Here is a 22,186-nt window from a genome sequence, read left to right as displayed (position 1 = left end):
GAGCGCAAACAGCAAGAAACGCCGAAAGGCAAGCAAGGTCCTGTAGAGCAGTTTGGAGTGCTCGCCACCCTGTCAAGGTGGAGGTCGCGGGTTCAAGTCCCGTCAGGACCGCTCTGGGTCAGGTAGCTCAGTTGGTACGAGCGTCCGCCTGAAAAGCGGAAGGTCGGCAGTTCGACCCTGCCCCTGACCACCATTTTTGAGCAGCAAGAATGCCCCGTAGCGATTATCGCTTCGGGGCTTTTCTGTCTCTCCTCCGGCCGGAGCGCCCCGGGGCGAGCCGACCGATCCGATCACCGGCCAGTGGTCTCCAAGCGAGTCGCAAACACGCTGCTCCACGCTGACACCATGCCTTCCCGTACGAATGGTCGCCACCCCTTGCGCATGCGTTCCTCCAGTCGGCGCGGAACTCCGCGTGGGAAGTCGGGGCGTAACGCCTCGGAGGAGTCCATGTTCACCAGGGTCGTCCTGGCCATCGCCGCGACGGCGGCGGCGGTGGGATGGACCCTGACGGCCACCGTTCCCGCAGTGGTCGACATCGGGTTGGCGACCGGCCTCACCGGCGCTCCCGGAACCCTGACCGTCCTGGAGTGCCACGACGGGGGCTCCAGCAGGCGCAGCAGGCAGGTCTGCACGGGGAGCTTCGTGTACGACGCCACGGGCGAGAAGGCGGCGGTCCGCGCCTTCTCGTGGGCCGATCCCGGCCATGTCTATCCCGCCCAGATCATCAATGGGGGCGACCGGGCCGGAGTCCGGGGAACGCAGGGCGCCCTGGCAGCGCTCCCCGACCTCTCCATCGGCCTGATCTTCATCACCATGGTGGGGATGGTCCTGAGACTTCGGGCCTTCCACCTGGTCAACGCTGCAGTGATCGGCGCGGTGGGACTCGTGGGGACCGCCGTCGGCACCGTAGCGCAGTCAGTATGAGGTTTCGACGCGACGAACCGAGGTCTCGACGCGTCCGGGCGGGCCGATGATGTGCAGGTAGACCACGGCGAGCGGTCGGGGTGTTCGGCGTGCCACATCCGCCCGACCGCGGGCGTGGACCACGGTGAGGCGTCCGCGCGCAGGCAGTGCCTCGCTGAGTGCCGACGGCAGCCCGGACGGCGACGTCGGCCACCAAGACGGTCAGCTCGTCGTCGCCATCTTGACGTCCTGCTCGATCTCGTGCCGGGACGCGCGCAGTGGCGAGAGCCACATCACGATCGGACCGATCAACATCCCGGCCGAGAACACCAGGAGCGTGGCGCGCATGCCGATGCCGGTTCCCAGGGCTCCGGCGAGGAGCGCGCCGATCGGGGTGGCCGCCCAGGTGAGCCAGCGGGAGGTGGCCGCCAGGCGGCCCTGCATGTCCTGGGGGGTCAGGAGCTGACGGAGGCTGCGCTGGGTGCTCTGGAAGATGAGCGTGATGATGATCATCATGGTCCAGGAGAAGCCGACGATGAGCTGCCCGGCCAGACCCGGGTCGACCAGGCCGATCGTCGCGGTGGACAGCGGATAGGCGGTGGCGGCTCCAAGCAGCACGCGTGGCATGCCGTAGCGGTCGGTGAGCGGTTTCGCGATCACGCCGGCCGCCAGGCCGCCCGCCATGCTCAGCCCGAGGACCAAGCCCGTGGCCATGCTGGACCAGCCGAGCTCGCGTACCACGTAGTTGATCTCAAGTGCTGCGAAGCCGGCCAGACAGAAGCTGACCGTGGCCATGTAGAGAACGAGTGGGCCGATGACGCGGTGGCGGGTGACATAACGCAACCCCTCGGCGATCTGAGTGCGCAGCTTGGGGGCTTTCTCTGCCTTCTCCGGCTTGGGCTCCGGGGCGCGGATCAGCGCGAGCGTGAGCGCGGCCGCCAGGTAGGAGAGCGCGTCGGCGAGCACCGCCTTGGCCGGGCCGAACAGGGAGATCAGCACGCCGCCGACCGGTTGGCCCGCCATGCCCGCGACCGTGATCGTGCTGGTGAGCTTGGCGTTGCCCGCCATCAGACTGTCCGGGCCGAGCAGGATGAGGGGGTAGGTCTGGTAGGCGGGGGTGAAGAACACCTCGCAGGTCGCGACCACGAGCGCGACGCCGTACAACTGCCACAGAGTGAGCGAGCCCGCGGCGGCGGCCAGCGGGATCGTCGCCATCGCACAACCGGAGACCAGGAACGTAGTGATCATCACGGGACGTTTGCGCCACCGGTCGCTCAGCGCTCCGGCGGGCAGCGAGGCGAACAGTATGGGCAGGCGGCGCGCGGCGGTCAGCAGACCGAGGTCAAGTGGTGAGGCGTTCAGTACGAGCCCGGCGACCAGCGGTAACGCCAGGTAGGAGATCTCGTTGCCGAGGGAGCTGGTTGTCTGGCCGCTCCATAAGAGCAGGAAATCCCGATGGCGCCACAGCGATACCGTTTTCGACATCCGCGAGATTGTGCCACGCGCCCGGAGCCGGGGCGTGTCATCAGGGGAATGACGCGGGCGTCGTACGGGGGAAGGCGCGCCGGTAGTCGCTCGGCGAGATGCCGAGGTGCCTGAGGAAGTGGCGGCGGAGGTTGTTGGCCGTGCCCAGCCCGCTGAGCTCCCCGATCTTCTCGATCGGGAGGTCGGTCGATTCCAGGAGGATCCGGGCTCGTCCCAGGCGCTGGTCGAGCAGCCACTGCAGAGGGGTCGTCCCGGTGGCCGCCTGGAGCCGCCGGTAGAACGTGCGCGGGCTCATCGCGGCCCTCCGCGCCAGGTCGTCCACCGTCAGCGGCTGGTCCAGCCGGGTCCGGGCCCAGTCCAGCACGGGAGCCAGCCCCTCGTCGCCGGCGGCGGGCACCGACATGTCGATGAACTGCGCCTGGCCGCCGGGCCGGTGGGCGGGCACCACCATCCGGCGGGCCAGCTGGTTGGCGACATGCGCGCCGAGGTCGCGTCGTACCAGGTGGAGGCAGAGGTCGAGGCCCGCGGTCAGGCCGGCGCTGGTGAGCACGTCACCGTCGTCCACGTAGAGCACCGAGTCGTCCACCCGCACCTTCGGGTAGCGCTCGGCCAGCAGGGCGGTGTGCATCCAGTGGGCCGTCGCGGGGCGGCCGTCGAGCAGCCCCGCTTCGGCGAGCGCGAAGGCGCCGGTGCACAGGGAGACCATGCGGGCGCCCCCCTCGTAGGCCCGGCGCAGGGCCGTGATCAGCGCCTGCGGCAGCGGCTTGCCCTCCTCGACGCAGGAGTCGGGCACCGAGGGCACGATGACCGTGCCGGCGCCGACCAGGTCGTCGAGTCCGTACGGAGTCCGCAGCAGCAGCCCGGAGTCGGCCGGCGGTTCCCCGGTGCCGCACAGGCGCAGGTCGTACCAGGGGTCGGCCAGGTCGGACTGCGGCTTGCCGAAGACGGTGCAGGGGATGCTCAGCTCGTACAGGTCCCACGAGGGGACCCCGATCCCCTCGGACACGACCACGGCCACGGATCCTGCGCTCATGCCTCGAAGGGTATGGCAGGAATTTGGTGGTGATCGTCATCAGTGTCACTGTTCCCGGACGGCGCGTGCTGCGAGGGTTGCCTGCGACTGATCAACCTTCACCTGCGGACGTACAAGGAGTTGTGGCATGAACACCGACCGCCGATCCGTCACCGTCGTCGGGCTGGGCCTGATGGGCTCGGCCCTGGCCGGTGCGCTGCTGGACCACGGGCACCCGACCACGGTGTGGAACCGTTCCGCGCACAAGGCCCGGCCGCTGGTCGACCGGGGCGCCCGCCTGGCCGCGACGCCCCGGGAGGCGATCGAGGCGAGCCGGCTCATCGTGGCCTGCGTACTGGACTACGAGGCGCTGCGCGCCGTCCTCGAACCCGTCGCCGGGTCGCTCTCGGGCAGGGTCCTGGTCAACCTCACCTCCGGCTCCCCCGAGCAGGCGCACGAGTTCGCCGCCTGGGCCGGCTCCCACGGCGCCGACTATCTCGACGGCGCGATCATGACGACGCCGCCCGGTGTCGGCAGCCCCGAGATGATGTTCCTCTACAGCGGTCCTGACCTGGTCTTCGAGGCGCACCGCTCGACCCTGGCGGCTCTGGGCGACCCCCTGCACCTGGGCGCCGACCCCGGTCTCGCCTCTCTGTACGATGCCGCCCTGCTCGGCCTGATGTGGTCCACGATGACCGGTTGGCTGCACGGCGCCGCGGTGGTCGGCGCGGAGAAGACGCCGGCCGCGGTCTTCACTCCCGTCGCGATCCGCTGGCTGACCGCCGTGGCCGGCTTCCTCAGCGCCTACGCGCCCCAGGTGGACGCCGGCCGCTACCCCGGCGACGACGCCACCGTCGACGTGCAGATCGCGGCCATCGACCACCTCCTCCACGCCGCGCAGGCCCGGCGCGTCGACAACGCCCTGCCCGAGCTCCTGAAGTCGCTCATGGAACGCGCCAAGGCCGCGGGCCACGGCTCCGACAGCTACGCGAGCCTGATCGAGGTCCTGCGGGAACCGGCGGACGGCCGATGACCGCCGCCACGCCATGGGCGGACCTGCTGACGGCCGCCGCCGACGACTGCCTGGGCGTGCTCCGCAAGGGAGCCGACCAGGACTGGTCACGCCCCGCCCAGGGCCTCGACTGGACCTGTCGCCAGACCCTCGACCACCTGGCCCTCGGACTGGTCGGCTACGCCGGCCTGCTCATCGCCCAGCCCGACGACCGCTACGTCACGCTTTTCGCCTCGCTCGACCCCGAGGCCCCGATCTCCGGCTGCCTGGACGGGCTCGGCATCGCCGTTTCCCTCCTCACCTCCACCGTCCGCGGCGCGGCTCCCCACGTACGGGCCTGGCACCCGTGGGGCCACTCCGACGCCGCCGGATTCGCCGCCATGGGAATGACCGAGCTCATCGTCCACACGTACGACCTCACCCGCGCCCTCGGCCTTCCCTGGGCTCCGCCCGGCGACCTCAGCAGCGCGGTCCTCGCCCGCCTCTTCCCCGACGCGCCGTCAGGGCACGGCTCGACCGACACCCTGCTGTGGTGCACGGGCCGCATCGAGCTGCCCGGACGGGCCCGACGCGGGGAATGGCAGTGGGACGGGACCGTGCTCAATCCAGTGGATCACGTGGCCGCTGCCGTCCTACCGTGAGTCATGGACCTTCACCCGGGCAGCCTTCTCGGTCCCGTCCCCGAGCGAGTCGGGCGACTGGTCCTGCTCAACGGAACCCCGAGCTCAGGGAAGACGACCGTGGCGAAAGCCCTGCAGGAGGAGCTGGCCGAGCCGTTCTTCCACTGTTCGCTGGACGAGTTGTGCGGCGGCTACCAGGGTCGACACTGGCTGCAGGACCACGGAGGAGTGCTTTTCCGCAGAGTGCTCGATGGCTACCTGCACCTGCTGCGCAGTCTCACGCTGCTCGGCCATGACGTGATCTCGGAGGCGGTGATCACGCCGCAGACGTTGGACCACTACCTCGCACTGTTCGAGGGGATTCCGGTGCTGTTCGTCGGGATTCGATGTCCCCTGGAGGAGGTGGAACGGCGTGAGCGGGGGCGAACCGACAGGATGACGTCGGCGCCGCCTCTCGATGAGCCGGTCCACGCGCATGGCTGTTACGACCTGGAGGTGGACACCTCCGTCCAGGGGCCGGCGGAGGTCGCCGAGCTGATCAGCGCCGCTCTGGCGAACCCGCCGGTGGTCTCCGCCTTCGAACAGCTGCGTGTGCGTGGCCGTTCACGGGGAGATTGGCGGACCAATTAGAGAGCAGTGCTCTTGACTGTGAGCGGTTCTCCCGGCATGCTTGTTCTTAAGCGAGAGCAGTGCTCTCGGAACTCTCTGTCTGAGGAGCCTGCGATGTCCCGCTACATCGAGCCCACCCGCATGGACCACCTGTTCAACCGCATGGTCGCCGGGCTGACCCGGCTCGGGATCAGCCTCATGGGTTCCCGGATCCTGTACGTCCGTGGCCGCTCCAGCGGCGAATGGCGTACGACGCCGGTCAACCTGCTGACCCTGAACGGCACCCGCTACCTGGTCGCACCCCGAGGCGTCACCCAGTGGGTCCGCAACCTGCGGGTCGCGGGGAACGGCGAGCTGCACGTGGGCCGCCGTGTCGAGACGTTCACCGCCACCGAACTGCCCGACGACGAGAAGCCGGCCGTTCTCCGGGCGTACCTGAAGCGCTGGGGCTGGGAGGTCGGCCGGTTCTTCGAGGGGGTCGGCGCGAAGGCGTCCGATGAGCAGGTGCAGGCGGTCGCTCCGGGCTTTCCCGTCTTCCGGATCAACTAGGGAGGCTCGACTCGACGATGACGCGACTATGATCGCCGCCTGTCGCTATCACTACGAGAGGTAATGGGCTGCCAGTGGATGTCGCCATGAAGGACCGGTTCGACCATGGCATGAGTCCCGCGCATCTCGCTGTTGAGATGGAGGACGCCGAGAAGCTTCAGGCGCTCCTGGACGAAGGCGTGGACGTCCATGAGGAGCACTACGGGTTGACTCTTCTGCATCACGCCATCGATGTGGAAGTGGACGGCCACGCGCAGACAGGCGATCCGCTCCATGTCGACATGACGGCGCTCCTTCTCGCGAACGGAGCCGATCCGCGCCGGCGATCGGGCGGCGGCACAGGGGTGTCGGCGGAGCACTTCGCCTTCGTCAACCGTCACTGGTTGGCGAGCCGGTTGATCGAGGCATGGCTGCGGGATCATCCCGAGTAGGCGGCTCCGGCGGAGAGCGTCTCGTGGAGGCGGCGCGCCTCGTGGAGCAGCAGGCTGGAGCCCTTGCGGGCCGCCAGCTCCGCCAGCCCCGGCAACTCGCCGCGTGCCCCGGTGAGCGCCGCCGCCCGTACGGCGACCTTGAGCAGGTCGCCCAGCCCTGGTCTGGCCTTCTCGCCGGGGGCGGGCAGCAGCAGTGGCACCGCCTCAGCCAGGGCCGTCCACACGTGGGCGTGTGCCCCGGCCGCCGTGACCTCGTCGAGGACGGCGGTGATCCGGAAGAGTTTGACCTGTTCGCCGCGGACCATGTGACCCACGGCGCGGCCGAGGTCGGCCGCGGGAAGCTCGCCGTGCGCGGCCAGCGTGAGGATCGCCTCGGCGGCCAGCGCCCGCTGGGCGGGGAGCTGCGCCCCCATTCCGATGACGATCGTGCTCGCGGTCGCGATGCCCACAGGGCCGTCGTTGTGTGCCAGGGCGGCCACCGCCTCCACTTGGTGGCTCCAGGGGAGGCATTCGAGGAGGTGTGCGGCCAGGGCCTCCCGGTGCGAGGGCATGACGGGCGGCCACCACGTCATGTTGCGGTAGAAGGTGGGATAGCCGGGCTTGGGCGCGAGAGTCCACAGCTCGGCGAGCGGCCCGGGAATGCCCTCGGGCGGTGCGAGGCGGGCGTGCACCTCCCACAGCGACTGGTGGTAGGACGCCGGGCGGTCGAACGACTCGAGCCCCCAGGTCACGTCGGGATCGGGCAAGCCGCCGGCACGTAGGCAGGCTGCCAGCCGCCGGCCCGCCTCCGAGGCCAGTTTCTCCGCCCGTACGGCCGGCTCCGGGTCGAGCTCGCGCGGCAGGCGCAGTAACGCCTGGACGAAGTCGTACGTGAGCGGTTCGGCGCCATCGAGTCGCTCCATGCGCGTGACCAGGGTGGCGGCGTCGACGTGTCCGGTGGGCGCGGTCGGCGTGGCCAGCAGCACGGGAAGCGTCCCGACCCGTTCGAACAGGGAGATGACCTCGCGGAAACGTTGCTGGACGAAGCGGTAGGGGGCGGGCTCGGATCGCCGGCGCTGGCTCTTGCCGTTGAGCAGCGCGGTCAGCTTACGGCTGTCCGCGGGGGACACGACGGCCAGCGCGCAGCGCAACAGCAGCGAGGGGATGTCGTCCTCGTCGAAGCCGGAGATGCCGTAGGCGTAGGCTGCCGCCTCGAAGGGGTGCCGCCAGTTCGTCTGCCACCAGGGTTGCAGCCCCTGCACGACGGCGTCGCGGTTCCGATGGGTCAGCTCGACCAGGGCGGCGAGGATGCGTTCCATCCGCGCTGGATCCTCTGGCCAGAGGGGCTTGTCCAGCTCGGCGGCCAGTTCGGCCACGGATGCGATGGGCGGGGGCAGGGCGGGGAGCGCGGTCGCGGTCAGCGGGGGAGCGGCCACGGGATCGGGCTCGGGCTCGTCCACCGGGCCGAAGGCGGTGGCCAGGCGCTCGTGCAGGTCGGCGGGCAGCCGGGTGGCCGCCTCGCGGATCGCCTGCCTGCCGGGCTCGGCGGTGTGCGGGGCGAGCTTGACCGCGACGCGGACCGCGCGTTCGCGCAGGCTGGGCGGGTCGAGGTCGAACACGGGCGCCAGCGCGGCCACCGCGGCGGCGCCCCTGGCCGGGGGCGCGTCGGCGATCCACTTCACCGCCGCCGCCACGTATTTCTTCTCCGGCCGGCAGGTGAGCGCCTGGACCGCCTCGGCGAACAGATCAGTGTCGAGCGCTTCCGACCGGCGCAGCTCCTCCAGCGCGAGCTGGACCACGGGCGAGGACGCGGACGGCAGCACGCGGACGAAGTCGGTCACCGGGATTTCGGCCGCCTCCGGGCGCAGCGCCCGCCACAACGTGACGAAGGGGGCGGCCTCGGCCGCGCCGCCGCCGGTCAGGAACCGGCTCACGCAGCCGTCGAGCAGCACCTGACGCGGCACGCGGCCCGTCCGGGCCAGCTCGACCAGCTCGCCGATGATGGTCAGGTGGCCCTCCGACCACCGGCCCCAGTCGAGGCCGTCCGCCACACCCGCCGCCTCGAACAGGCGCGGCAGCATGTGGCCGAGCAGCGGATCACCGGCGAGCATCGGGGTGCCCTGGTTCATCCACTGCCGCTCGACCATCCGCAGCACCCACCCGGACACGAACGCGTCGTTCTCCGGCGGCTCCACACCCGTGTCGATCACCAGCGCCGCGGCCAGGTCCCAGGCCCGCAGCGACTCCGCGCGCCGCCAGGTCGAACCGGACCGCGCCGGCCGCAACCGGCGCACCAGGCGGACGGCCAGGTCGCGGCGCCACTCCAGCGGGCGGTCCCTGAGCACGGACATGACGTGCACGGCGTCGGCCTTCGGCTCCACCCCGGTCAGCTCGCGCCGGCTGAGCCAGGACGCCACCTGCTCCGCCCCGCCGAAGCAGGCCGCCCCGGCCAGGCGGTAGAGGGGCGCGAGCTCCCAGATCCGCCGTTCGGCCTCGAACCCGCCGCGCCTGCGTTCGCTCAGGTGGGCGGGGAGGCTCCGGGCCACCGCGCGCCTGCTGTCGTCGTCGAGGCCGTGCAGGAACGTCACGAGGTCCGTGACGGAGCCGGTCTCGATGAGGTCGAGCACCGCCTGCGCTGTGGGGTTCACGCCGACGCCTCGGTCAGGACGGATGATCCGTTTCCCATCATGGGTCGCAGGCTATTGATCGTCACCGACAAAGCGCCTCTCCGGTCCGTCGTACTACGATCACGTGTGCGATTACACCGTCTGGCGGCTGCTGCCTATTTCGCCATCGCCCTCGGGTCGGTCGTCCTCGGTCTGGTGGCCGGGTCCGCGACGCCCGCGTGGCTCGTCACCATGTGGTATCCGCCCGGCGAGGCCGTCGGGGGGTCGCCGCTGCTGCCGGTGCTGGGCGGGTTGCTGCTGCTCGGGCTGGTGAACGCGTGGATGTTCTGGCAGGTCCTGCGCAGGCCCGCGCCCGCGGGCGTGCCCATGGGCAGGGCGGCCAGGTGGTTGCGGGTGCTGCTGTACGCGAACGTGGTGTGGCTGCTGATCCCCTCGTACCTGCCGGATCTGGTCGAGACGGTCATCGGTCTGGCGCTCTGGATGCCCGCGCTCGTGCTGCTCACGGTGGTGGTCACCGGGTCGGGGCGGTTCTTCCGGCTGGCTCTGCTCCTGTTCGGGCTGGCGGAGCCGGTCAGCGCGGGCATGGACGCCCTCGCCGGCGATCCGCGGCCCCTGACCCTCATGATCCCGGTGCATGTCGTGGTCGCGGGAGTGGCCGCGTTAGTGATGATGGTGATGGTTCTGCTCGCGCAGCGGCGCGACGGGCGCTGGAGCCGGGGGACGCTGCTCGCCGGGGCGGGGACGTTCGCGAGCCCGTTCCTGGTGGAGCTCGTGGACGCCCTGACGCGCGGCAGCACGATCGAGTCGATCGCCGAGGCGATGGACGTCCTCTACGTCGTCTGGCTGGCGCGTACGGCCCGCGAGCTCAACCGCGAGCTCAACCGGGAGCTCAACCGGGAGCCGAGGCGGCCGGAGCCGCTGCGCGTGCCCACGGCGGTCACGGCCGTGGCCGCCGTCGCCCTGCTGATGGTCGTCGGGCCCGAGTACGCGCCACGGCTCACCTACACCTGGCGCAGCGAGGGAGGCATGGACTGCTGGCTGCGCTCGACGCCGCCGCGGGTCGCGGACGTCCCCGTCCACGAGCGCGACCGGGCCTATCTGTGCAGCGTGCGCAAGCCCGGCCGGGAGGTCTCCGACCAGGAGCTGATCGGCAAGGGGAAGGCCGCGTGCGCCAGGTTCGCGGGCGGGGAGCCGGTCAGGGCGCGGCCCGCGCTGCTCGCGCTGCTCTGCCCGGAGGTGATCGGGCGGAGACATCCGGAGCTGCTGCTGTCGTCCGCGCAGGTGGAGCGGCAACGGGCCGAGGAGAGGAGCCGGCGGCGCGAGCAGTTGAGGCGTGAGGCGCGCGCGGAGGACGCCCGGTGCCGCGATCCGTGGCCGGCGCTGCGTACGCGGTTCCAGGCGACGGCGTCGTACTACGACTGGGACGGTCAGCCCTACGGCATCTACGACGCGGAGGCGGACACCTCGGGGGATGCCGAGACGATCTGGGACGCCTATTCGACCGAGACCCTGGCGGTCAGCGGTCAGCTCGCCCTGGTCTTCACGCCCGCCCAGGACTGGGCGACCTGTGTCACGGCGAAGGCGCTGCGCTCGGCCCCGCCGCCGCTGCGGCGCCGAGGCTGGGACAAGGTGGTCGAGGCGGACATCGTCAGCGGATCGGGCCGCCTGGTCATGCAGACGCTCTCGGCGAGCAGGGTGCGCTTCCCGGATCTCGCGCGCGGCGGCCCCGGTCGTTACCGGCTGCGGCTGTACACGCGGGAGGGCGTGGACCTCATCCTCGTCTACCCGGCCCGGCGGTGAGCGGGCGCGGTATCCACCGTTCGGTGGATTTTTCGGTCAGCAGGGTGCCGGCACGATCGTGGCCGGGCGGTCGATTCGGGGTCGGGGCAGGTCACAGCATGCTTTGAGCATGGCAGTCATCGAAGTCACCGACCTGCGCAAGAGCTACGCGGGGCTGAAGGTTCTGGACGGGGTGTCGTTCTCCGTGGAGGAGGGCGAGATCTTCGGGGTGCTGGGGCCGAACGGCGCCGGCAAGACGACCGCGGTGGAGTGCGTGGAGGGGCTGCGGCGGCCCGACAGCGGGACCGTACGGGTGCTCGGCCTGGACCCGGTCCGTGACGCGCGCAGGATGCGCGAGCAGATCGGGGTGCAGCTCCAGCAGACCCAGCTGCCGGAGAACCTGAAGGTGTGGGAGGCCCTCGACCTGTACGCCTCCTTCTACGCCGACCCGCGTGACTGGCGGGCGCTGCTGGAGGAGTGGGGGCTGGCCGAGAAGCGGAACGCCCGGTTCGGGAAGCTGTCCGGCGGCCAGAAGCAGCGGCTGTTCATCGCGCTCGCGCTGGTGGGCAAGCCGCGGGTGGCGTTCCTCGACGAGCTGACCACCGGCCTGGACCCGCAGGCCCGCCGGGCCACCTGGGAGCTGATCAAGCAGGTACGCGCGAGCGGCGTCACCGTGGTGCTGGTCAGCCACTTCATGGACGAGGTCGAGGAGCTGTGCGACCGGGTGGCGGTGCTGGACCGCGGCCGGATCGTGGCGCTGGACACGCCGGCGGGGCTGCTGGAGGGCGAGCACCGGATGCGTTTCACGCTGAAGGCGGGCGAGGCGCCGGACCTGTCCGGACTGCCGGGGGTGACCGGGGTGTCCCGTACGGGGGACCGGGTGGTCGTCACGGGCCGCGGCGACTTCGCGACGGCGGTCACCGCGCACCTGGCCCGCCACCAGGTGCTGGTCAGCGATCTGCGGATCGACAAGCGCACGCTGGACGACGCGTTCGCCGCGCTGACCGGCCGTCCCTTCGACGACAACTGAGATCCGAGGACATAGTCATGTTGAAGCTCACCTTCGTCGAGACCAAGCTGCTCGCCCGCGATCCGGGCGCGGTGTTCTCGCTGCTCATCCCGCTGTTCATCCTGGTGGTGTTCGGCAGCTCGATCGAGCCGGGCGACCGGGTGCTGCTGCCGATGGCGCTGGCCATCGCGGTGGGACTCGTGGGGCTGTACATGGTGCCGACCACGCTGGCCACCTACCGGGAGCGGGGCATCCTGCGGCGCATGTCGGCGACGCCGGTGCGGCCGGGCCGGCTGCTGGTGGTGCAGTTGCTGCTGCAGCTCGTGCTCGCGGTGACCGCCTGCGGGCTGCTGCTGGCCGTGGCGGGGACCGTGCTCGGCGCCCACCTGCCGGACCGGGTGCCGGCGGTCGTGCTGACGTTCCTGCTCGGGACGGCGAGCATGTTCGCGGTCGGCCTGCTCATCGCCGCCCTGGCGCCGAACGGCAGGGCCGCGAACGGGATCGGCGTGCTGCTGTACTTCCCGATGGCGTACCTCGCCGGTCTCATGCAGCCTGCCGATCAGATGCCGGATATGGTGGCTCGTGTCGGGGAGTACACCCCGATGGGGGCGTTCGGGCAGTGCCTGCGGGACGTCTGGGCGGGGGCCGCTCCCGATCCGCTGCTGCTGGCGGTGATGGCGGCCTACGCCCTGGTCGTCAGCGCGGCGGCGGCCAGGCTCTTCCGCTGGGAGTGAGGTATGACCAGCCGGCTCGACCGGTGGGAACGGGTGCTGGAGCGCCAGCTCGCGGCGGCGCCGTACGTGCTGCTGGCGGTCTCCGTGGTGCTCGCCCTGGTCAGCGACGGCGGGACGGTGTCGTGGGTCACGCTCGGCCTGGCGGCGTCGGCCGCCGGGTGGGTGTGGCTGGTGCCGCGCGGCCCGGTGTACGTGGCGGGGCTCGTCCTGCTGATCGGCGTGCTGAGCACGCAGAGCATCTGGTTCGCGAGTTTCTTCGGCTTCATCGGCTATCTGCACTCCTGGCGCTACCTGAACGGGATGTGGCGCTTCGCCGGCGTGACGGGGGTGGCCGCGTTCAGCGTGGCCGCCTACAGCGGCGGGCTGCCCGAGCCCACGCCGACCGGGATCCTCACGTACGTGTTCTTCACCGGGGCCATCGTGGCCGGGGTCGCGCTGTTCAGCTTCGTCGGCCAGATCACCGACGAGCGCAGCGCGGAGCGCGAGCGCATGGTGGCCCAGCTTGAGGAGGCCCTGCGGGAGAACGCGGGCCTGCACGCCCAGCTCCTCGTCCAGGCCCGCGAGGCCGGCGTGCTCGACGAGCGGCGGCGGATGGCCGCCGAGATCCACGACACCCTCGCCCAGGGGCTGACCGGCATCATCACCCAGCTCCAGGCGGCCGGGCAGGCCGACGACTGGCGCCGGAACGTCGATCTGGCGCTGCGGCTGGCGCGCGAGAGCCTGGCCGAGGCCCGGCGCTCGGTGCACGCGGTGGGCCCTGGCCCGCTGGAGTCGGCGCCGCTGCCGGAGGCGCTGCGGGACGTCGCCGCCCGGTGGGGCGAGCTCAACGGGCTCACGCCGGAGTTCACGGTCACCGGCCCGGCCCGCCCCCTGCACCCCGAGGTCGAGGAGACGCTGCTCCGCACCGCCCAGGAGGCGCTGGCGAACGTCGCCAAGCACGCGCACGCCTCCCGGGTCGGGCTCACCCTGTCGTACATGGAGGATGTGGTCACCCTGGACGTACGCGACGACGGCATCGGCTTCGACCCCCAGCTCACCGCGTTCGGGCTGACCGCGATGCGCAAGCGGGTGGACCGGCTGGCGGGCACGCTGGAGATCGAGTCGGAGAGCGGCGCGGGCACCGCGATCTCCGCGAGCCTGCCGGCGGTGGCGCGTGGCTGAGCGACCGATCCGGCTGCTGATCGCCGACGACCATCCCATCGTCCGCGACGGCATCCGCGGCATGTTCGCCGGCGATCCCGGCTTCGAGGTGCTCGGCGAGGCCGGGGACGGCGCGCAGGCCGTCGAGCTGGCGCGGGCGCTGGACCCCGACGTGATCCTCATGGACCTGCGCATGCCGGGCACGGACGGCGTCACGGCCATCAAACGGCTCGCCGAGCTGGGGATCGGGGCCAGGGTGCTGGTCCTCACGACGTACGACACCGACCGGGACGTCCTGCCGGCCATCGAGGCCGGCGCGACCGGCTACCTGCTCAAGGACACCGGCCGCGACGAGCTGACCCGGGCGGTCCGGACGGCGGCGCGCGGCGAGGCCGTGCTGTCGCCGTCGGTCGCCACCCGCCTGCTCGGGCAGGTGCGTACGCCCGCCGACCCGCTGAGCGCCAGGGAGCTGGAGATCCTGCGGCTCATCGCGGACGGCGCCACCAACAGGGAGGCCGCGGCCCGCCTGTTCATCAGCGAGGCCACGGTCAAGAGCCATGTGCTGCACATCTACGCCAAGCTCGGCGTCAACGACCGCGCCGCCGCCGTCGCGACCGCCTTCCGCCGCGGCCTGCTGACCCTGGACGACGGCCGCTGAGGCGGCGTCGAGCAGAATGTGGCGCATGCATGCTCACGGGGGTGAGCGGGTGCGGGCGCGCTCGCTCGGGGTCGTCGTCGGCGCGCTGCCGACCGGCCCGCTGAACGCGATCACCGACGTCCCCGGCGTCCTGGTGGGGCACACGACCGTGGACGACGGGGCGGACCTGCGCACCGGGGTCACCGCGATCGTCCCCCCGGGTCTGGACGGCGGCGGGCTGCCGGCGGCGGTCCACACCGGCAACGGGTACGGCAAGCTGGTCGGCTCCACCCAGGTGGACGAGCTCGGCGTGCTGGAGTCGCCGGTCGTGCTGACCGCCACGCTGTCGGTGTTCCGCGCGGCCGACGCGGTGCTGACGTACCTGATGGGGCGCCGCCCCGACGGGGTGTCGTTCAACCCGCTGGTGGGGGAGACGAACGACGGGTTCCTGTCCGACATCCGGCGGCGGCCGATCACCGAGCGGCACGTGCTCGACGCGCTGGAAGGAGCCACCGGCGGGCTGCCCGCGGAGGGGTGCGTGGGCGCGGGCACCGGGACGACGGCGCTCGGCTTCAAGGCGGGCATCGGCACCTCGTCGCGCCGCGTGACGGCGGGCGGGACCGAGATGACGGTCGGCGCGCTGGCGCAGGCCAACTTCGGCGGCGTGCTGACCGTGCGGGGCGTTCCCGTGCCGGTCGAGGAGGTCGTCCCGGGGTCGCGGCGGCCGGAGCCTCCGGGGAACTCGTGCATGATCGTGGTGGCCACCGACGCGCCGCTCGACGCGCGCCGGCTCGGCCGGCTCGCCCGCCGGGCGGTCTTCGCCATGGGACGGGTGGGGGCGTCGTACGCGCAGGGGAGCGGCGACTACGCGATCGCCTTCAGCACCGCGCCGGCCGGCGGCCCGGCGGTGCCGGACGCGGCGCTCGACCCCTTGTTCGCCGCCGTCATGGACGCGGTCGAGGAGGCGCTGCTCAACTCGCTGTTCATGGCGACGACCACGACCGGGTTCGCCGGCCGTACGGCGCACGCGGTGCCGTACGACCGGCGGTCCCAGGTCACTCCGTTCGGCAGACCGTGCCGTTGAGGGTGAAGACGGCGGGCAGGACGTTCGGGCCGCTGTAGTTGCCGACGTACCCGACCGTGACCGTCGCGCCGGTCGCCAGCGTGGGGCTCGCCGGGTCGTTGACGACCTTGACCTGCGAGCCGGTCTCGGTCCACCCCGCGCCCCAGCCGCTGCCGAGGCTCTGCCACGCCCGGGGCCAGGTGAAGCTGAGCGTCCAGCCGTTGAGCGCGGCCCCGCGGTTGGTGATGTCGATGCTGCCGACGTAGCCGCTCGCCCAGTCGGTCTGGTTCGTCAGGCGGACCGAGCAGGAGCTGGTCGCGGGCGTGCCGGTGGTGAACGTCAGCGGCGGCGACGACCAGGACAGTCCGCCGCCGGCGTCGCGGGCGATCACGTTGACCGTGTAGCGGGTGCCCGGGGTGAGGTTGCCGACGGTGTACGAGGTGCCGGGCGTCTCGCCGAGCTGCTCGGTGATCGCGCCGTTCTGGCGGTGGATTTCGTACTTGGCGATCGGGCGGCTACCCGGGGAGGCGGCGGGCCAGGTGATCGTCGCGGCCTGGTCCGTGACGTTCGCGGCCTTCGGCTGGCCGGGCGCGCCGGGGAGGCCCGCCTGCGAGGTGGCCGGGCGCAGCACGATCGTGGTGAGGGAGAGCGGCGGCAGGGTCTGGGCCGTCGCCGTCCCCGACGTGGTGGTGGTGATGGCGGTCGCGCCGTTGGTGTGCGTCAGGACGGTCGGCGCGCCGGAGGCCGGGCGGTAGCCCGCGTAGCCGATCGTGACCGGGTACGAGGTGTCGGACGAGGTGTTGACGAGCATGACCGCGAGGTCGCCGTTGGGCCGGCGGGCGGCGTGCGCGGTGACCTTCGGCTGGTCGGTGGCCGCCTTCACGAACTGGTCGCCGGGCCGGGCGAACCTGCTCACCATCTGCAGCGCGTAGTAGGGCGCGAACGGGGTGTTCAGCGCGGGCTCGCACACCGAGTTGTCGGCGGTGCACGTGCCGCTCGACAGCAGGCCGAAGTCGCCGTAGTCGGTGTGGCCCTCGACCTCGGTGACCGTGCCGATGCCGTTGTGGACGTTCCACCAGTCGACCGTGAACACGCCGTTCGCCAGCAGGGTGGCGTAGGCGTCGGCGGCGGCCAGCGCGCCCGGCTGGGTGTTGGTGCCGTTGCTGCTGCTGCCGGTGTTGAACTCGGTCATCGCGATGCCGATCCGGTCGGCGCCCGCTCCGGCGTACCTGGTGATCTGCTCGCGGGTGAGCCGGATCATGTCGGGAACGTGGCCCGTCCGGTCGAGGGCGCCCGGATACCAGTGCAGGATGACGAAGTCGATCTTGGAGCCTGCGGCGGACAGGACGACCTTGTTCCAGCTCCCGTCGTCGCCCTCGCCGGTGATGGCGTCGGGCCAGTTCGCGGGGGTGGTCAGCACGGCGCCGATCTTGATGGTGGGATCGACGGCCTTCATGGCGTCGGCGTAGGCGACGACGTGGCGGGCGTACTCGGCCGGGCTCTTGTCGGCGTGGTCGTCGGCCTCCCAGGCGGTGCCGTAGTGGCCGTTGCCGTAGTTCTCGTTGCCGATCTCCCAGTACTTGACGCCGTAGCCCTTGGTGACGTTGGCCTGGCGGACCCAGGCGGCGGCCTCGGCGGCGGTGCCGGTGCCGTAGTTGGCGGTCACCATCGCCTGCGCGCCGGTGCGGCGGACGCCGCGCATGAACGTGTCGAAGTCGGTGTTCGGGGCGACGTACCCGCCGGGGGCGGTGTGCGTCTCCCAGTGGTAGATGTCGGAGTAGGAGCCGCCGGGGTAGCGCAGCAGCTTCACGCCCGCGGCCTTCAGCGAGTCGGCGACGGCGTCGGTGCCCAGGTTCGTGTCCCAGATCGCGTGGTTGGCGCCGATGCCGGTCTCGGGGACGGTGGCGAGGGCGGCCCGCGCGTTGACGGTCACGGCGACCGGGGACGGGTCGGCGGCGGTCGCGTGCGCCGGTGGCGCGTTGAGCACGGTCAGCGCCAGCAGGACTGCGGACGCGGCCGGTAACAGGGATCTCGGCATCGAAGCACCTCGCCACGGATAGCGGTCATCACTCGACGCCCCCTCCTGACCAGGAGGCATGAGGATCATGTGGCGCGGCGTCCGGCCCGGTCAACCGGACGTGAAACTTTCACGGCCCCCTACGATCACGTTCATGCCCTTCGACCACAACGATCACTACCACCGGACGTTGCTGCGCCGGGTGCCGCCGGGCTGCGCGCGGGCGCTGGACGTCGGCTGCGGCGCCGGGCGGTTCGCCCGGCGGCTGGCCGCGCGCGGCATCGAGGTCGACGCCGTGGACCCGGCGGCGGAGGTGATCGAGGCGGCGCGGGCGGCGGGCGGCGGGCCCCGGTTCCTGCACGCGGACATCACGGACATGGAGCTGCCCGAGGGGCACTACGACTTCATCTCGTGCCTGGCGAGCATCCACCACGTGCCGTTCGCGACGGTCTCCCGGCTGCGGAGCGCGCTGGCGCCCGGCGGGGTCCTCGCCATCCTGGGCTGCTACCGGGAGACGCCGGCGGACCTCGCGTGGAGCCTGGCCGCCGTCCCGGTTAACGCGGTGGCGCGGGCCGCCGTGGCGGTGCGCGAGCGCGGTCAGGAGACCGGTGTGCGGGCTCCGGTGCGGCCGCCGGAGATGTCGCTGGCGGAGATCCGGCGGGAGGCGGCCGGGCTGCTGCCCGGAGCGCGGATCAGCCGGCTGCTGTTCTGGCGGTACCTGCTGGTCCACCGCGAGCCCGCCTGACCGCCCCCCTTGGGCTCAGTTGTACCTGTAGAGCTGGTCGGCGACCCGGTGGCGGCCGTCGAAGAGCGCGGCCCGGTACATGCTGATGGCGAGCTCGCCGTGCTCGGCCTTGCCGCACGTGTCGGTGCCCGCGAGCTGGCGGATCTCGAAGCGGGTGGTCGGGTCGCCGCCCACGAAGTACTCGGCGCGGGCCTGGTACTTGTCGGCCCGTACGTCACAGGCGAGGACGTACGCCGACCCGCGCTCGGCGAAGCAGGTCATGGCCGCGCCGCGGGTGGTGGTGCAGACCTTGGCGCGGGCGCGGGCGGTGGCCGGGGTGATCCGGGTGTCCCGCTTAGTTGGATATTTGGCGATGTTCTGGACGGTCTTCCAGCGGCCGTGCTTCACCAGGCGGTCGCCCCGGTAGAGCGCGACCCGGAAGGTGACGACCTTGCCGATCTCCCGGCTGCCGCGCACCTGGCCCTTGCCGGCCAGGTTGTGGATGACGTACTCGGTGCCGAGGTAGCCGTGCTGGTAGTACTCGACGGCGGCGTGCAGCCGGTCGCCGGCGGTGTCCTCGACGGTGATGCCCGGCCGGTCGCTGCCGTCCGGGCCGACGCACGCCTCCGCGCCGCGGATCCGTACGCACGCCGGCTCGTCGGGGGCGCTCTCGTACGCTCCCGGGGTTACCCGGGTCTCGGCGACCGGTTGCCGGGGTTCGGCCGCGGTGGTGGCGGCGGTATTGGTGGCGGCGTTGGCGGCCACGTCGGTGCCGAGCGCGAGGGCCGCCACAGCGGCTACCGCGATGAAGATGCGACCTAATGTCACTTACTTTCACCAGCCTCACATATGCGCTTGTTGCACCATGTGACGCCGGTCACGGTCCGGAAGTTCGCCGCCGGGCCCAGAAGGTCAGGAGGCGACAGCCTTCTTCCTCGTGGTCAGGCTGGCCAGCAGGAGCAGCAGCGAGCTCTGGGCGAGCATGCCGGGCGCGAGCGGCGGGGCCGTGCCGACCGTCTTGGTCAGCGCGTACCACCATTGGGAGAGCGGCGAGAGCGTGTCCCACTCGGTGGCCATCGAGCCCATGCCGTGGTTGACCGACACGTGCATGAACACGCCGTACGCCGAGGCGAGCAGCACCACTCCGGCGAGGACCCGCACCGCGGTGACCGCCCGCGGGGCCTCGCTCAGGGCGAGCAGCACCAGCGCGACCGCGAGAAGGGCCAGGGCGACCCAGGGGATGAGCTGGACGGGGGAGCGCCAGTGGCGTTCGAAGGCCAGCTCGAACCCGGCTCCCACGATGCCGATCGCGACCAGCGCCAGGAGACCGAGGCGCAGCGAGATCGGGCCTGCTTGAGCGAACCGGCGGCGGTGCGCCGCCCTCTCCGCGGTTGAGGTCATAGTCAGGACCCTGGCCTCGAAGGGTCAGAGAAGCCTGTAGGGAACCTGAAAATTAGATGAAAATGTGATTGTCGGCACGTAGAACAATTGTCGGCTCAACCACTTTCAGAACTCGCGCCAGTCGCCGAACCACGCCTCCGCCTCCGACGGCGGGACCCCGGCCCCCTCCGCGAGCAGGAAGAACGCCTCGCCCGCCTCCTCGCGCCGCAGGGTGTCGATCATCTCGTAGCGCTCCTCGATGCCGTTGAGCGCCTCGACGAAGCTCTGCAGGATCGGGCGCGCGTCCGCCACCGCGCCCGGATCGTGGACGTCCAGGGCCGAGATCGCGCGGGAGGCCGCCGCGTAGGCCCGGCAGGCGGCCTCGCCGGCCCGCTTGTGGTCGTCCACCCAGTCGCGGAGCGGGTTGTCCAGGTTGGTCGCCAGCCAGCGGTCCGGCTTCGCGCCCCGGATCTCGACGGACACGCCGGTGCCCTGGTAGCGCTGCCGGACGGCCCTGGACCGGCTGCTCCTGAACCCGTCGACGCGCAGGAGCCGCAGCGGCCCGCCGGGGGCGGGCAGCATCGACGGCTCGACGCCGTACGCGTCGGCCAGCTCCAGCGTGTGCAGCCGGGGATGGGCGTCGAGCCCGGCCAGGCCGCCGTACGGCCGGCCCCACCGGACGGACAACCGCTCAAGCCCCTCCACGTCGCCCAGGGACGCGCCGGTGACGTCGCCCGACGCCTCCACCGCCAGATCGCGAACGCCGCGCAACCCTCGCGGCACCCCCGAGCGCGTGGTGAGCCTGATCCACCGGCCCTCGGCGGCCGCCTCCACCGCCTCCGGAGCCCCGCCCTGCAGCCAGAGCGTCATCAGCCCCGGCGGCAGGACCACCCGGCGCGGCCCCGCGCCCGCGACGAGGGTCAGCCCGTGGAGGCCGGTCCGGCTCAGGTCGACGAGCTCGGGCGGATCCTCCCAGCGCAGGGCGGTGATCAGCGGCCGCGCCTCCAGCGCCGCGAGCAGGCCGCGCTCCGGGCCGCGCCAGCTGAGCTGCGTCAGGCGGGGCAGCGCGTCCAGCCCCTCCCACCGCACGTCTCCCGCGTGGTCACGCAGGTCGAGCGCGGGCAGGGCGGCCGGCCTGGTCACGGCCCCGCCCCCCAGGTCGACCTGGACCCTGCCGTGCCCGGCCCGTTTGTACGCCTCCCTCACCGCGCCGGGCACCTCCGCCTCCCAGCGCCGTTGCAGCACCACCTGCAGCCCGATGCCCGGCCAGGAGCCGTAGGCGGTGGACGCCTCCGGCAGCTCGGGCCGGACCGGAAGGCGGCCGAGACGCACGGCGTCGCCGGGCAACTGCTCGCCTGAGGGGACGTCGACCACCTCGGGATCGCCGCACCACGAGTGGTGGTCGACGCGGAGCGGCCCGGCCGAGCGCACGTCGTCGAGCTCGGGCACCGCGTCGGAACGCCAGTCGAGCACGCACACCGTCAGGCGCTCGCCCGCCGCCGTCACCTGGCAGGCGCCGTAGCCGCCCAGCGGCAACGGGATGGCCACCACATCGCCGATCTCCAGCATGTCCGGCACGCTAGCAACCGACGATGACATTCCCGCCTGCTTCCGGTGGCCCGCCTGCTTCCGGTGGCCCGCCTGCTTCCGGTGGCCCGCGCGCTCCCGGAGGCCAGCGCGGCTCCCGAAGGCCCGCGCGCTCCCGAAGGCCCGCCCGCTTCCGGAGGCCCGCCCGCTCCCGGAGGTCAGCGGGCCGCGGCGATCTCGCGCTCCGCGCCCTCCTTGGTGATACCAAGGTCCGTGAGCGCCCGCGTCAGCGGCCCGTCCTCCAGCCCCAGCACCCCCAGCAGCAGATGCTCGGTGCCCAGATGCTCGTGCCCCAGCCGCAGCCCTTCCCGCAGGGTCAGCTCCAGCGCCTTCTTGCTCTGGGCGGCGAACGGCACCTCCCGGGGTCCGGCGGGCTCGGTGCCCGGCCCGAGCACGCGGGTCACGGCGTCCCTGACCGCCTCGGGCGAGGCGCCGAGCGCCGCCATCGTCCTCGCCCCGAGCCCCTCGGGCTCGTCGGCCAGGCCGAGCACCAGGTGGCCGGGCTCGATGTGGCGGTGCCCTCCGCTCAGCGCGGCCCGCTGCGCCTTCACCACGACGGCCCGCGCCCGGTCCGTGTAGCGGGCGTAGACCCGCAGGTCGTCGGCCATCGACGGCGCGCCCTCCTTGGGCACGAACCGCTTCTGCGCGGCCTGCTTGGTGACGCCCATGCTGCGCCCGATGTCCGTCCAGGACGCGCCCGAACGCCTGGCCTGGTCCACGAAGTGCCCGATGAGGTGGTCGGCCACCTCGCCCATGTGCTCGCCGAGCGCGACGGCGTCGGTCAGCTCGCCCAGGGGATCCCCTTCCGGGTGCCGCTTCCTGATCACGGAGATGAGGTCGTCCAGTCGTACACTTTCTTCCATACGTCAACCCTAGGTTGACGACATCA

The 22,186-nt window shown here is 71.9% G+C and carries 21 protein-coding genes and 2 tRNA genes; 15 read left to right on the top strand and 8 right to left on the bottom strand.

Going from position 1 to position 22,186, the window contains the following annotated elements; all coding sequences use genetic code 11:
- Positions 1-36: 36 nt before the first annotated feature.
- The 3 genes from ACBR40_RS44475 (at position 37) to ACBR40_RS44465 (ending at position 924) form a co-directional block, all read left to right on the top strand.
- Positions 37-111 (top strand) — tRNA-Asp (locus ACBR40_RS44475).
- Between the two features lie 5 nt (positions 112-116).
- Positions 117-193, top strand: a tRNA-Phe gene (locus tag ACBR40_RS44470).
- Positions 194-447: 254 nt separating this feature from the next.
- A complete protein-coding gene (locus tag ACBR40_RS44465; RefSeq protein ID WP_371252618.1) occupies positions 448-924 on the top strand; it encodes a hypothetical protein in 477 nt (158 codons plus the stop codon).
- 201 nt (positions 925-1,125) lie between these two features.
- Here ACBR40_RS44465 and ACBR40_RS44460 read toward each other — a convergent pair whose 3' ends face one another.
- Together ACBR40_RS44460 and ACBR40_RS44455 are read right to left on the bottom strand one after the other, a co-directional pair.
- A complete protein-coding gene (locus tag ACBR40_RS44460; protein WP_371252617.1) occupies positions 1,126-2,388 on the bottom strand; it encodes an MFS transporter in 1,263 nt (420 codons plus the stop codon).
- A gap of 40 nt (positions 2,389-2,428) precedes the next feature.
- A complete protein-coding gene (locus ACBR40_RS44455; protein WP_371252616.1) occupies positions 2,429-3,421 on the bottom strand; it encodes a GlxA family transcriptional regulator in 993 nt (330 codons plus the stop codon).
- Positions 3,422-3,548: 127 nt separating this feature from the next.
- Here ACBR40_RS44455 and ACBR40_RS44450 point away from each other — a divergent pair, with 127 nt between their 5' ends.
- From ACBR40_RS44450 to ACBR40_RS44430, 5 genes are all read left to right on the top strand, one after another.
- Complete coding sequence (locus ACBR40_RS44450; RefSeq protein WP_364464026.1) at positions 3,549-4,433, top strand: NAD(P)-binding domain-containing protein; 885 nt, start codon at positions 3,549-3,551, stop codon at positions 4,431-4,433.
- Positions 4,430-5,053 (top strand): maleylpyruvate isomerase N-terminal domain-containing protein, encoded by a 624-nt coding sequence (locus tag ACBR40_RS44445; RefSeq protein ID WP_371252615.1) that lies wholly within the window; start codon positions 4,430-4,432, stop codon positions 5,051-5,053. Before ACBR40_RS44450 ends, ACBR40_RS44445 begins: the two co-directional genes overlap by 4 nt.
- Before the next feature lie 3 nt (positions 5,054-5,056).
- Positions 5,057-5,662: an AAA family ATPase gene (locus ACBR40_RS44440; RefSeq protein ID WP_371252614.1), complete on the top strand. Its 606-nt coding sequence runs from the start codon at positions 5,057-5,059 to the stop codon at positions 5,660-5,662.
- A gap of 93 nt (positions 5,663-5,755) precedes the next feature.
- Positions 5,756-6,190 carry a nitroreductase/quinone reductase family protein gene (locus ACBR40_RS44435; protein WP_371252613.1) on the top strand — a complete coding sequence of 145 codons (435 nt, stop codon included), beginning with the start codon at positions 5,756-5,758 and terminating at the stop codon, positions 6,188-6,190.
- An 86-nt stretch (positions 6,191-6,276) separates the two neighbouring features.
- Entirely contained in the window at positions 6,277-6,621 is a 345-nt protein-coding gene (locus ACBR40_RS44430; RefSeq protein WP_371252612.1) for an ankyrin repeat domain-containing protein, read from the top strand.
- Here the strand turns inward: ACBR40_RS44430 and ACBR40_RS44425 are convergent.
- A complete protein-coding gene (locus ACBR40_RS44425; RefSeq protein WP_371252611.1) occupies positions 6,609-9,248 on the bottom strand; it encodes a DUF6493 family protein in 2,640 nt (879 codons plus the stop codon). The two genes, ACBR40_RS44430 and ACBR40_RS44425, sit on opposite strands and share 13 nt — an antisense overlap.
- Before the next feature lie 105 nt (positions 9,249-9,353).
- On the opposite strand from ACBR40_RS44425, the gene ACBR40_RS44420 reads away from it, so the two are divergent.
- From ACBR40_RS44420 to ACBR40_RS44395, 6 genes are all read left to right on the top strand, one after another.
- Complete coding sequence (locus ACBR40_RS44420; protein ID WP_371252610.1) at positions 9,354-11,027, top strand: hypothetical protein; 1,674 nt, start codon at positions 9,354-9,356, stop codon at positions 11,025-11,027.
- Between the two features lie 109 nt (positions 11,028-11,136).
- Complete coding sequence (locus ACBR40_RS44415) at positions 11,137-12,036, top strand: ABC transporter ATP-binding protein (RefSeq protein ID WP_344212945.1); 900 nt, start codon at positions 11,137-11,139, stop codon at positions 12,034-12,036.
- 17 nt (positions 12,037-12,053) lie between these two features.
- Positions 12,054-12,749, top strand: a complete 696-nt coding sequence (locus ACBR40_RS44410) for an ABC transporter permease (RefSeq protein ID WP_344212943.1) — start codon at positions 12,054-12,056, stop codon at positions 12,747-12,749.
- A gap of 3 nt (positions 12,750-12,752) precedes the next feature.
- Positions 12,753-13,910 (top strand): sensor histidine kinase, encoded by a 1,158-nt coding sequence (locus tag ACBR40_RS44405; protein ID WP_344212941.1) that lies wholly within the window; start codon positions 12,753-12,755, stop codon positions 13,908-13,910.
- On the top strand, positions 13,903-14,547 hold the full coding sequence (locus ACBR40_RS44400) for a response regulator transcription factor (protein WP_020544254.1): 645 nt from the start codon (positions 13,903-13,905) through the stop codon (positions 14,545-14,547). Before ACBR40_RS44405 ends, ACBR40_RS44400 begins: the two co-directional genes overlap by 8 nt.
- Positions 14,548-14,572: 25 nt before the next feature.
- On the top strand, positions 14,573-15,610 hold the full coding sequence (locus ACBR40_RS44395) for a P1 family peptidase (protein WP_371252609.1): 1,038 nt from the start codon (positions 14,573-14,575) through the stop codon (positions 15,608-15,610).
- Here the strand turns inward: ACBR40_RS44395 and ACBR40_RS44390 are convergent.
- Positions 15,582-17,627, bottom strand: a complete 2,046-nt coding sequence (locus ACBR40_RS44390) for a cellulose binding domain-containing protein (RefSeq protein WP_371252608.1) — start codon at positions 17,625-17,627, stop codon at positions 15,582-15,584. The genes ACBR40_RS44395 and ACBR40_RS44390 overlap by 29 nt on opposite strands.
- 133 nt (positions 17,628-17,760) lie before the next feature.
- On the opposite strand from ACBR40_RS44390, the gene ACBR40_RS44385 reads away from it, so the two are divergent.
- The gene (locus ACBR40_RS44385) at positions 17,761-18,351 is read left to right on the top strand and encodes a class I SAM-dependent methyltransferase (protein ID WP_371252607.1); all 591 of its coding nucleotides are present in this window, start codon (positions 17,761-17,763) and stop codon (positions 18,349-18,351) included.
- A 15-nt stretch (positions 18,352-18,366) separates the two neighbouring features.
- On the opposite strand, the gene ACBR40_RS44380 is transcribed toward ACBR40_RS44385, so the two are convergent.
- The 4 genes from ACBR40_RS44380 to ACBR40_RS44365 all read right to left on the bottom strand — a co-directional run bounded on the left by ACBR40_RS44380 (position 18,367) and on the right by ACBR40_RS44365 (position 22,160).
- Positions 18,367-19,158 carry a hypothetical protein gene (locus tag ACBR40_RS44380; RefSeq protein ID WP_371252606.1) on the bottom strand — a complete coding sequence of 264 codons (792 nt, stop codon included), beginning with the start codon at positions 19,156-19,158 and terminating at the stop codon, positions 18,367-18,369.
- A gap of 84 nt (positions 19,159-19,242) precedes the next feature.
- On the bottom strand, positions 19,243-19,731 hold the full coding sequence (locus ACBR40_RS44375; RefSeq protein ID WP_344212931.1) for a hypothetical protein: 489 nt from the start codon (positions 19,729-19,731) through the stop codon (positions 19,243-19,245).
- Positions 19,732-19,836: 105 nt separating this feature from the next.
- On the bottom strand, positions 19,837-21,279 hold the full coding sequence (locus ACBR40_RS44370) for a hypothetical protein (protein ID WP_371252605.1): 1,443 nt from the start codon (positions 21,277-21,279) through the stop codon (positions 19,837-19,839).
- Positions 21,280-21,455: 176 nt separating this feature from the next.
- Positions 21,456-22,160, bottom strand: a complete 705-nt coding sequence (locus tag ACBR40_RS44365) for a Clp protease N-terminal domain-containing protein (protein ID WP_371252604.1) — start codon at positions 22,158-22,160, stop codon at positions 21,456-21,458.
- Positions 22,161-22,186 lie beyond the last annotated feature (26 nt).

Origin of the sequence: Nonomuraea sp. AD125B (assembly GCF_041402765.1) — a bacterium.
In the GTDB taxonomy this organism is placed as follows: Bacteria; Actinomycetota; Actinomycetes; order Streptosporangiales; family Streptosporangiaceae; genus Nonomuraea; species Nonomuraea bangladeshensis.
The sequence above is the reverse complement of the archived record's forward strand: the minus strand, read 5'-3'. Positions and strand labels throughout refer to the sequence as shown.

Coding starts and splice junctions, on each gene's coding strand:
- ACBR40_RS44465 (WP_371252618.1), top strand. CDS start 448: ATGTTCACCAGGGTCGTCCTGGCCATCGCCGCGACGGCGGCGGCGGTG.
- ACBR40_RS44460 (WP_371252617.1), bottom strand. CDS start 2,388: ATGTCGAAAACGGTATCGCTGTGGCGCCATCGGGATTTCCTGCTCTTA.
- ACBR40_RS44455 (WP_371252616.1), bottom strand. CDS start 3,421: ATGAGCGCAGGATCCGTGGCCGTGGTCGTGTCCGAGGGGATCGGGGTC.
- ACBR40_RS44450 (WP_364464026.1), top strand. CDS start 3,549: ATGAACACCGACCGCCGATCCGTCACCGTCGTCGGGCTGGGCCTGATG.
- ACBR40_RS44445 (WP_371252615.1), top strand. CDS start 4,430: ATGACCGCCGCCACGCCATGGGCGGACCTGCTGACGGCCGCCGCCGAC.
- ACBR40_RS44440 (WP_371252614.1), top strand. CDS start 5,057: ATGGACCTTCACCCGGGCAGCCTTCTCGGTCCCGTCCCCGAGCGAGTC.
- ACBR40_RS44435 (WP_371252613.1), top strand. CDS start 5,756: ATGTCCCGCTACATCGAGCCCACCCGCATGGACCACCTGTTCAACCGC.
- ACBR40_RS44430 (WP_371252612.1), top strand. CDS start 6,277: ATGAAGGACCGGTTCGACCATGGCATGAGTCCCGCGCATCTCGCTGTT.
- ACBR40_RS44415 (WP_344212945.1), top strand. CDS start 11,137: ATGGCAGTCATCGAAGTCACCGACCTGCGCAAGAGCTACGCGGGGCTG.
- ACBR40_RS44410 (WP_344212943.1), top strand. CDS start 12,054: ATGTTGAAGCTCACCTTCGTCGAGACCAAGCTGCTCGCCCGCGATCCG.
- ACBR40_RS44405 (WP_344212941.1), top strand. CDS start 12,753: ATGACCAGCCGGCTCGACCGGTGGGAACGGGTGCTGGAGCGCCAGCTC.
- ACBR40_RS44395 (WP_371252609.1), top strand. CDS start 14,573: ATGCATGCTCACGGGGGTGAGCGGGTGCGGGCGCGCTCGCTCGGGGTC.
- ACBR40_RS44390 (WP_371252608.1), bottom strand. CDS start 17,627: ATGCCGAGATCCCTGTTACCGGCCGCGTCCGCAGTCCTGCTGGCGCTG.
- ACBR40_RS44385 (WP_371252607.1), top strand. CDS start 17,761: ATGCCCTTCGACCACAACGATCACTACCACCGGACGTTGCTGCGCCGG.
- ACBR40_RS44375 (WP_344212931.1), bottom strand. CDS start 19,731: ATGACCTCAACCGCGGAGAGGGCGGCGCACCGCCGCCGGTTCGCTCAA.
- ACBR40_RS44370 (WP_371252605.1), bottom strand. CDS start 21,279: ATGCTGGAGATCGGCGATGTGGTGGCCATCCCGTTGCCGCTGGGCGGC.
- ACBR40_RS44365 (WP_371252604.1), bottom strand. CDS start 22,160: ATGGAAGAAAGTGTACGACTGGACGACCTCATCTCCGTGATCAGGAAG.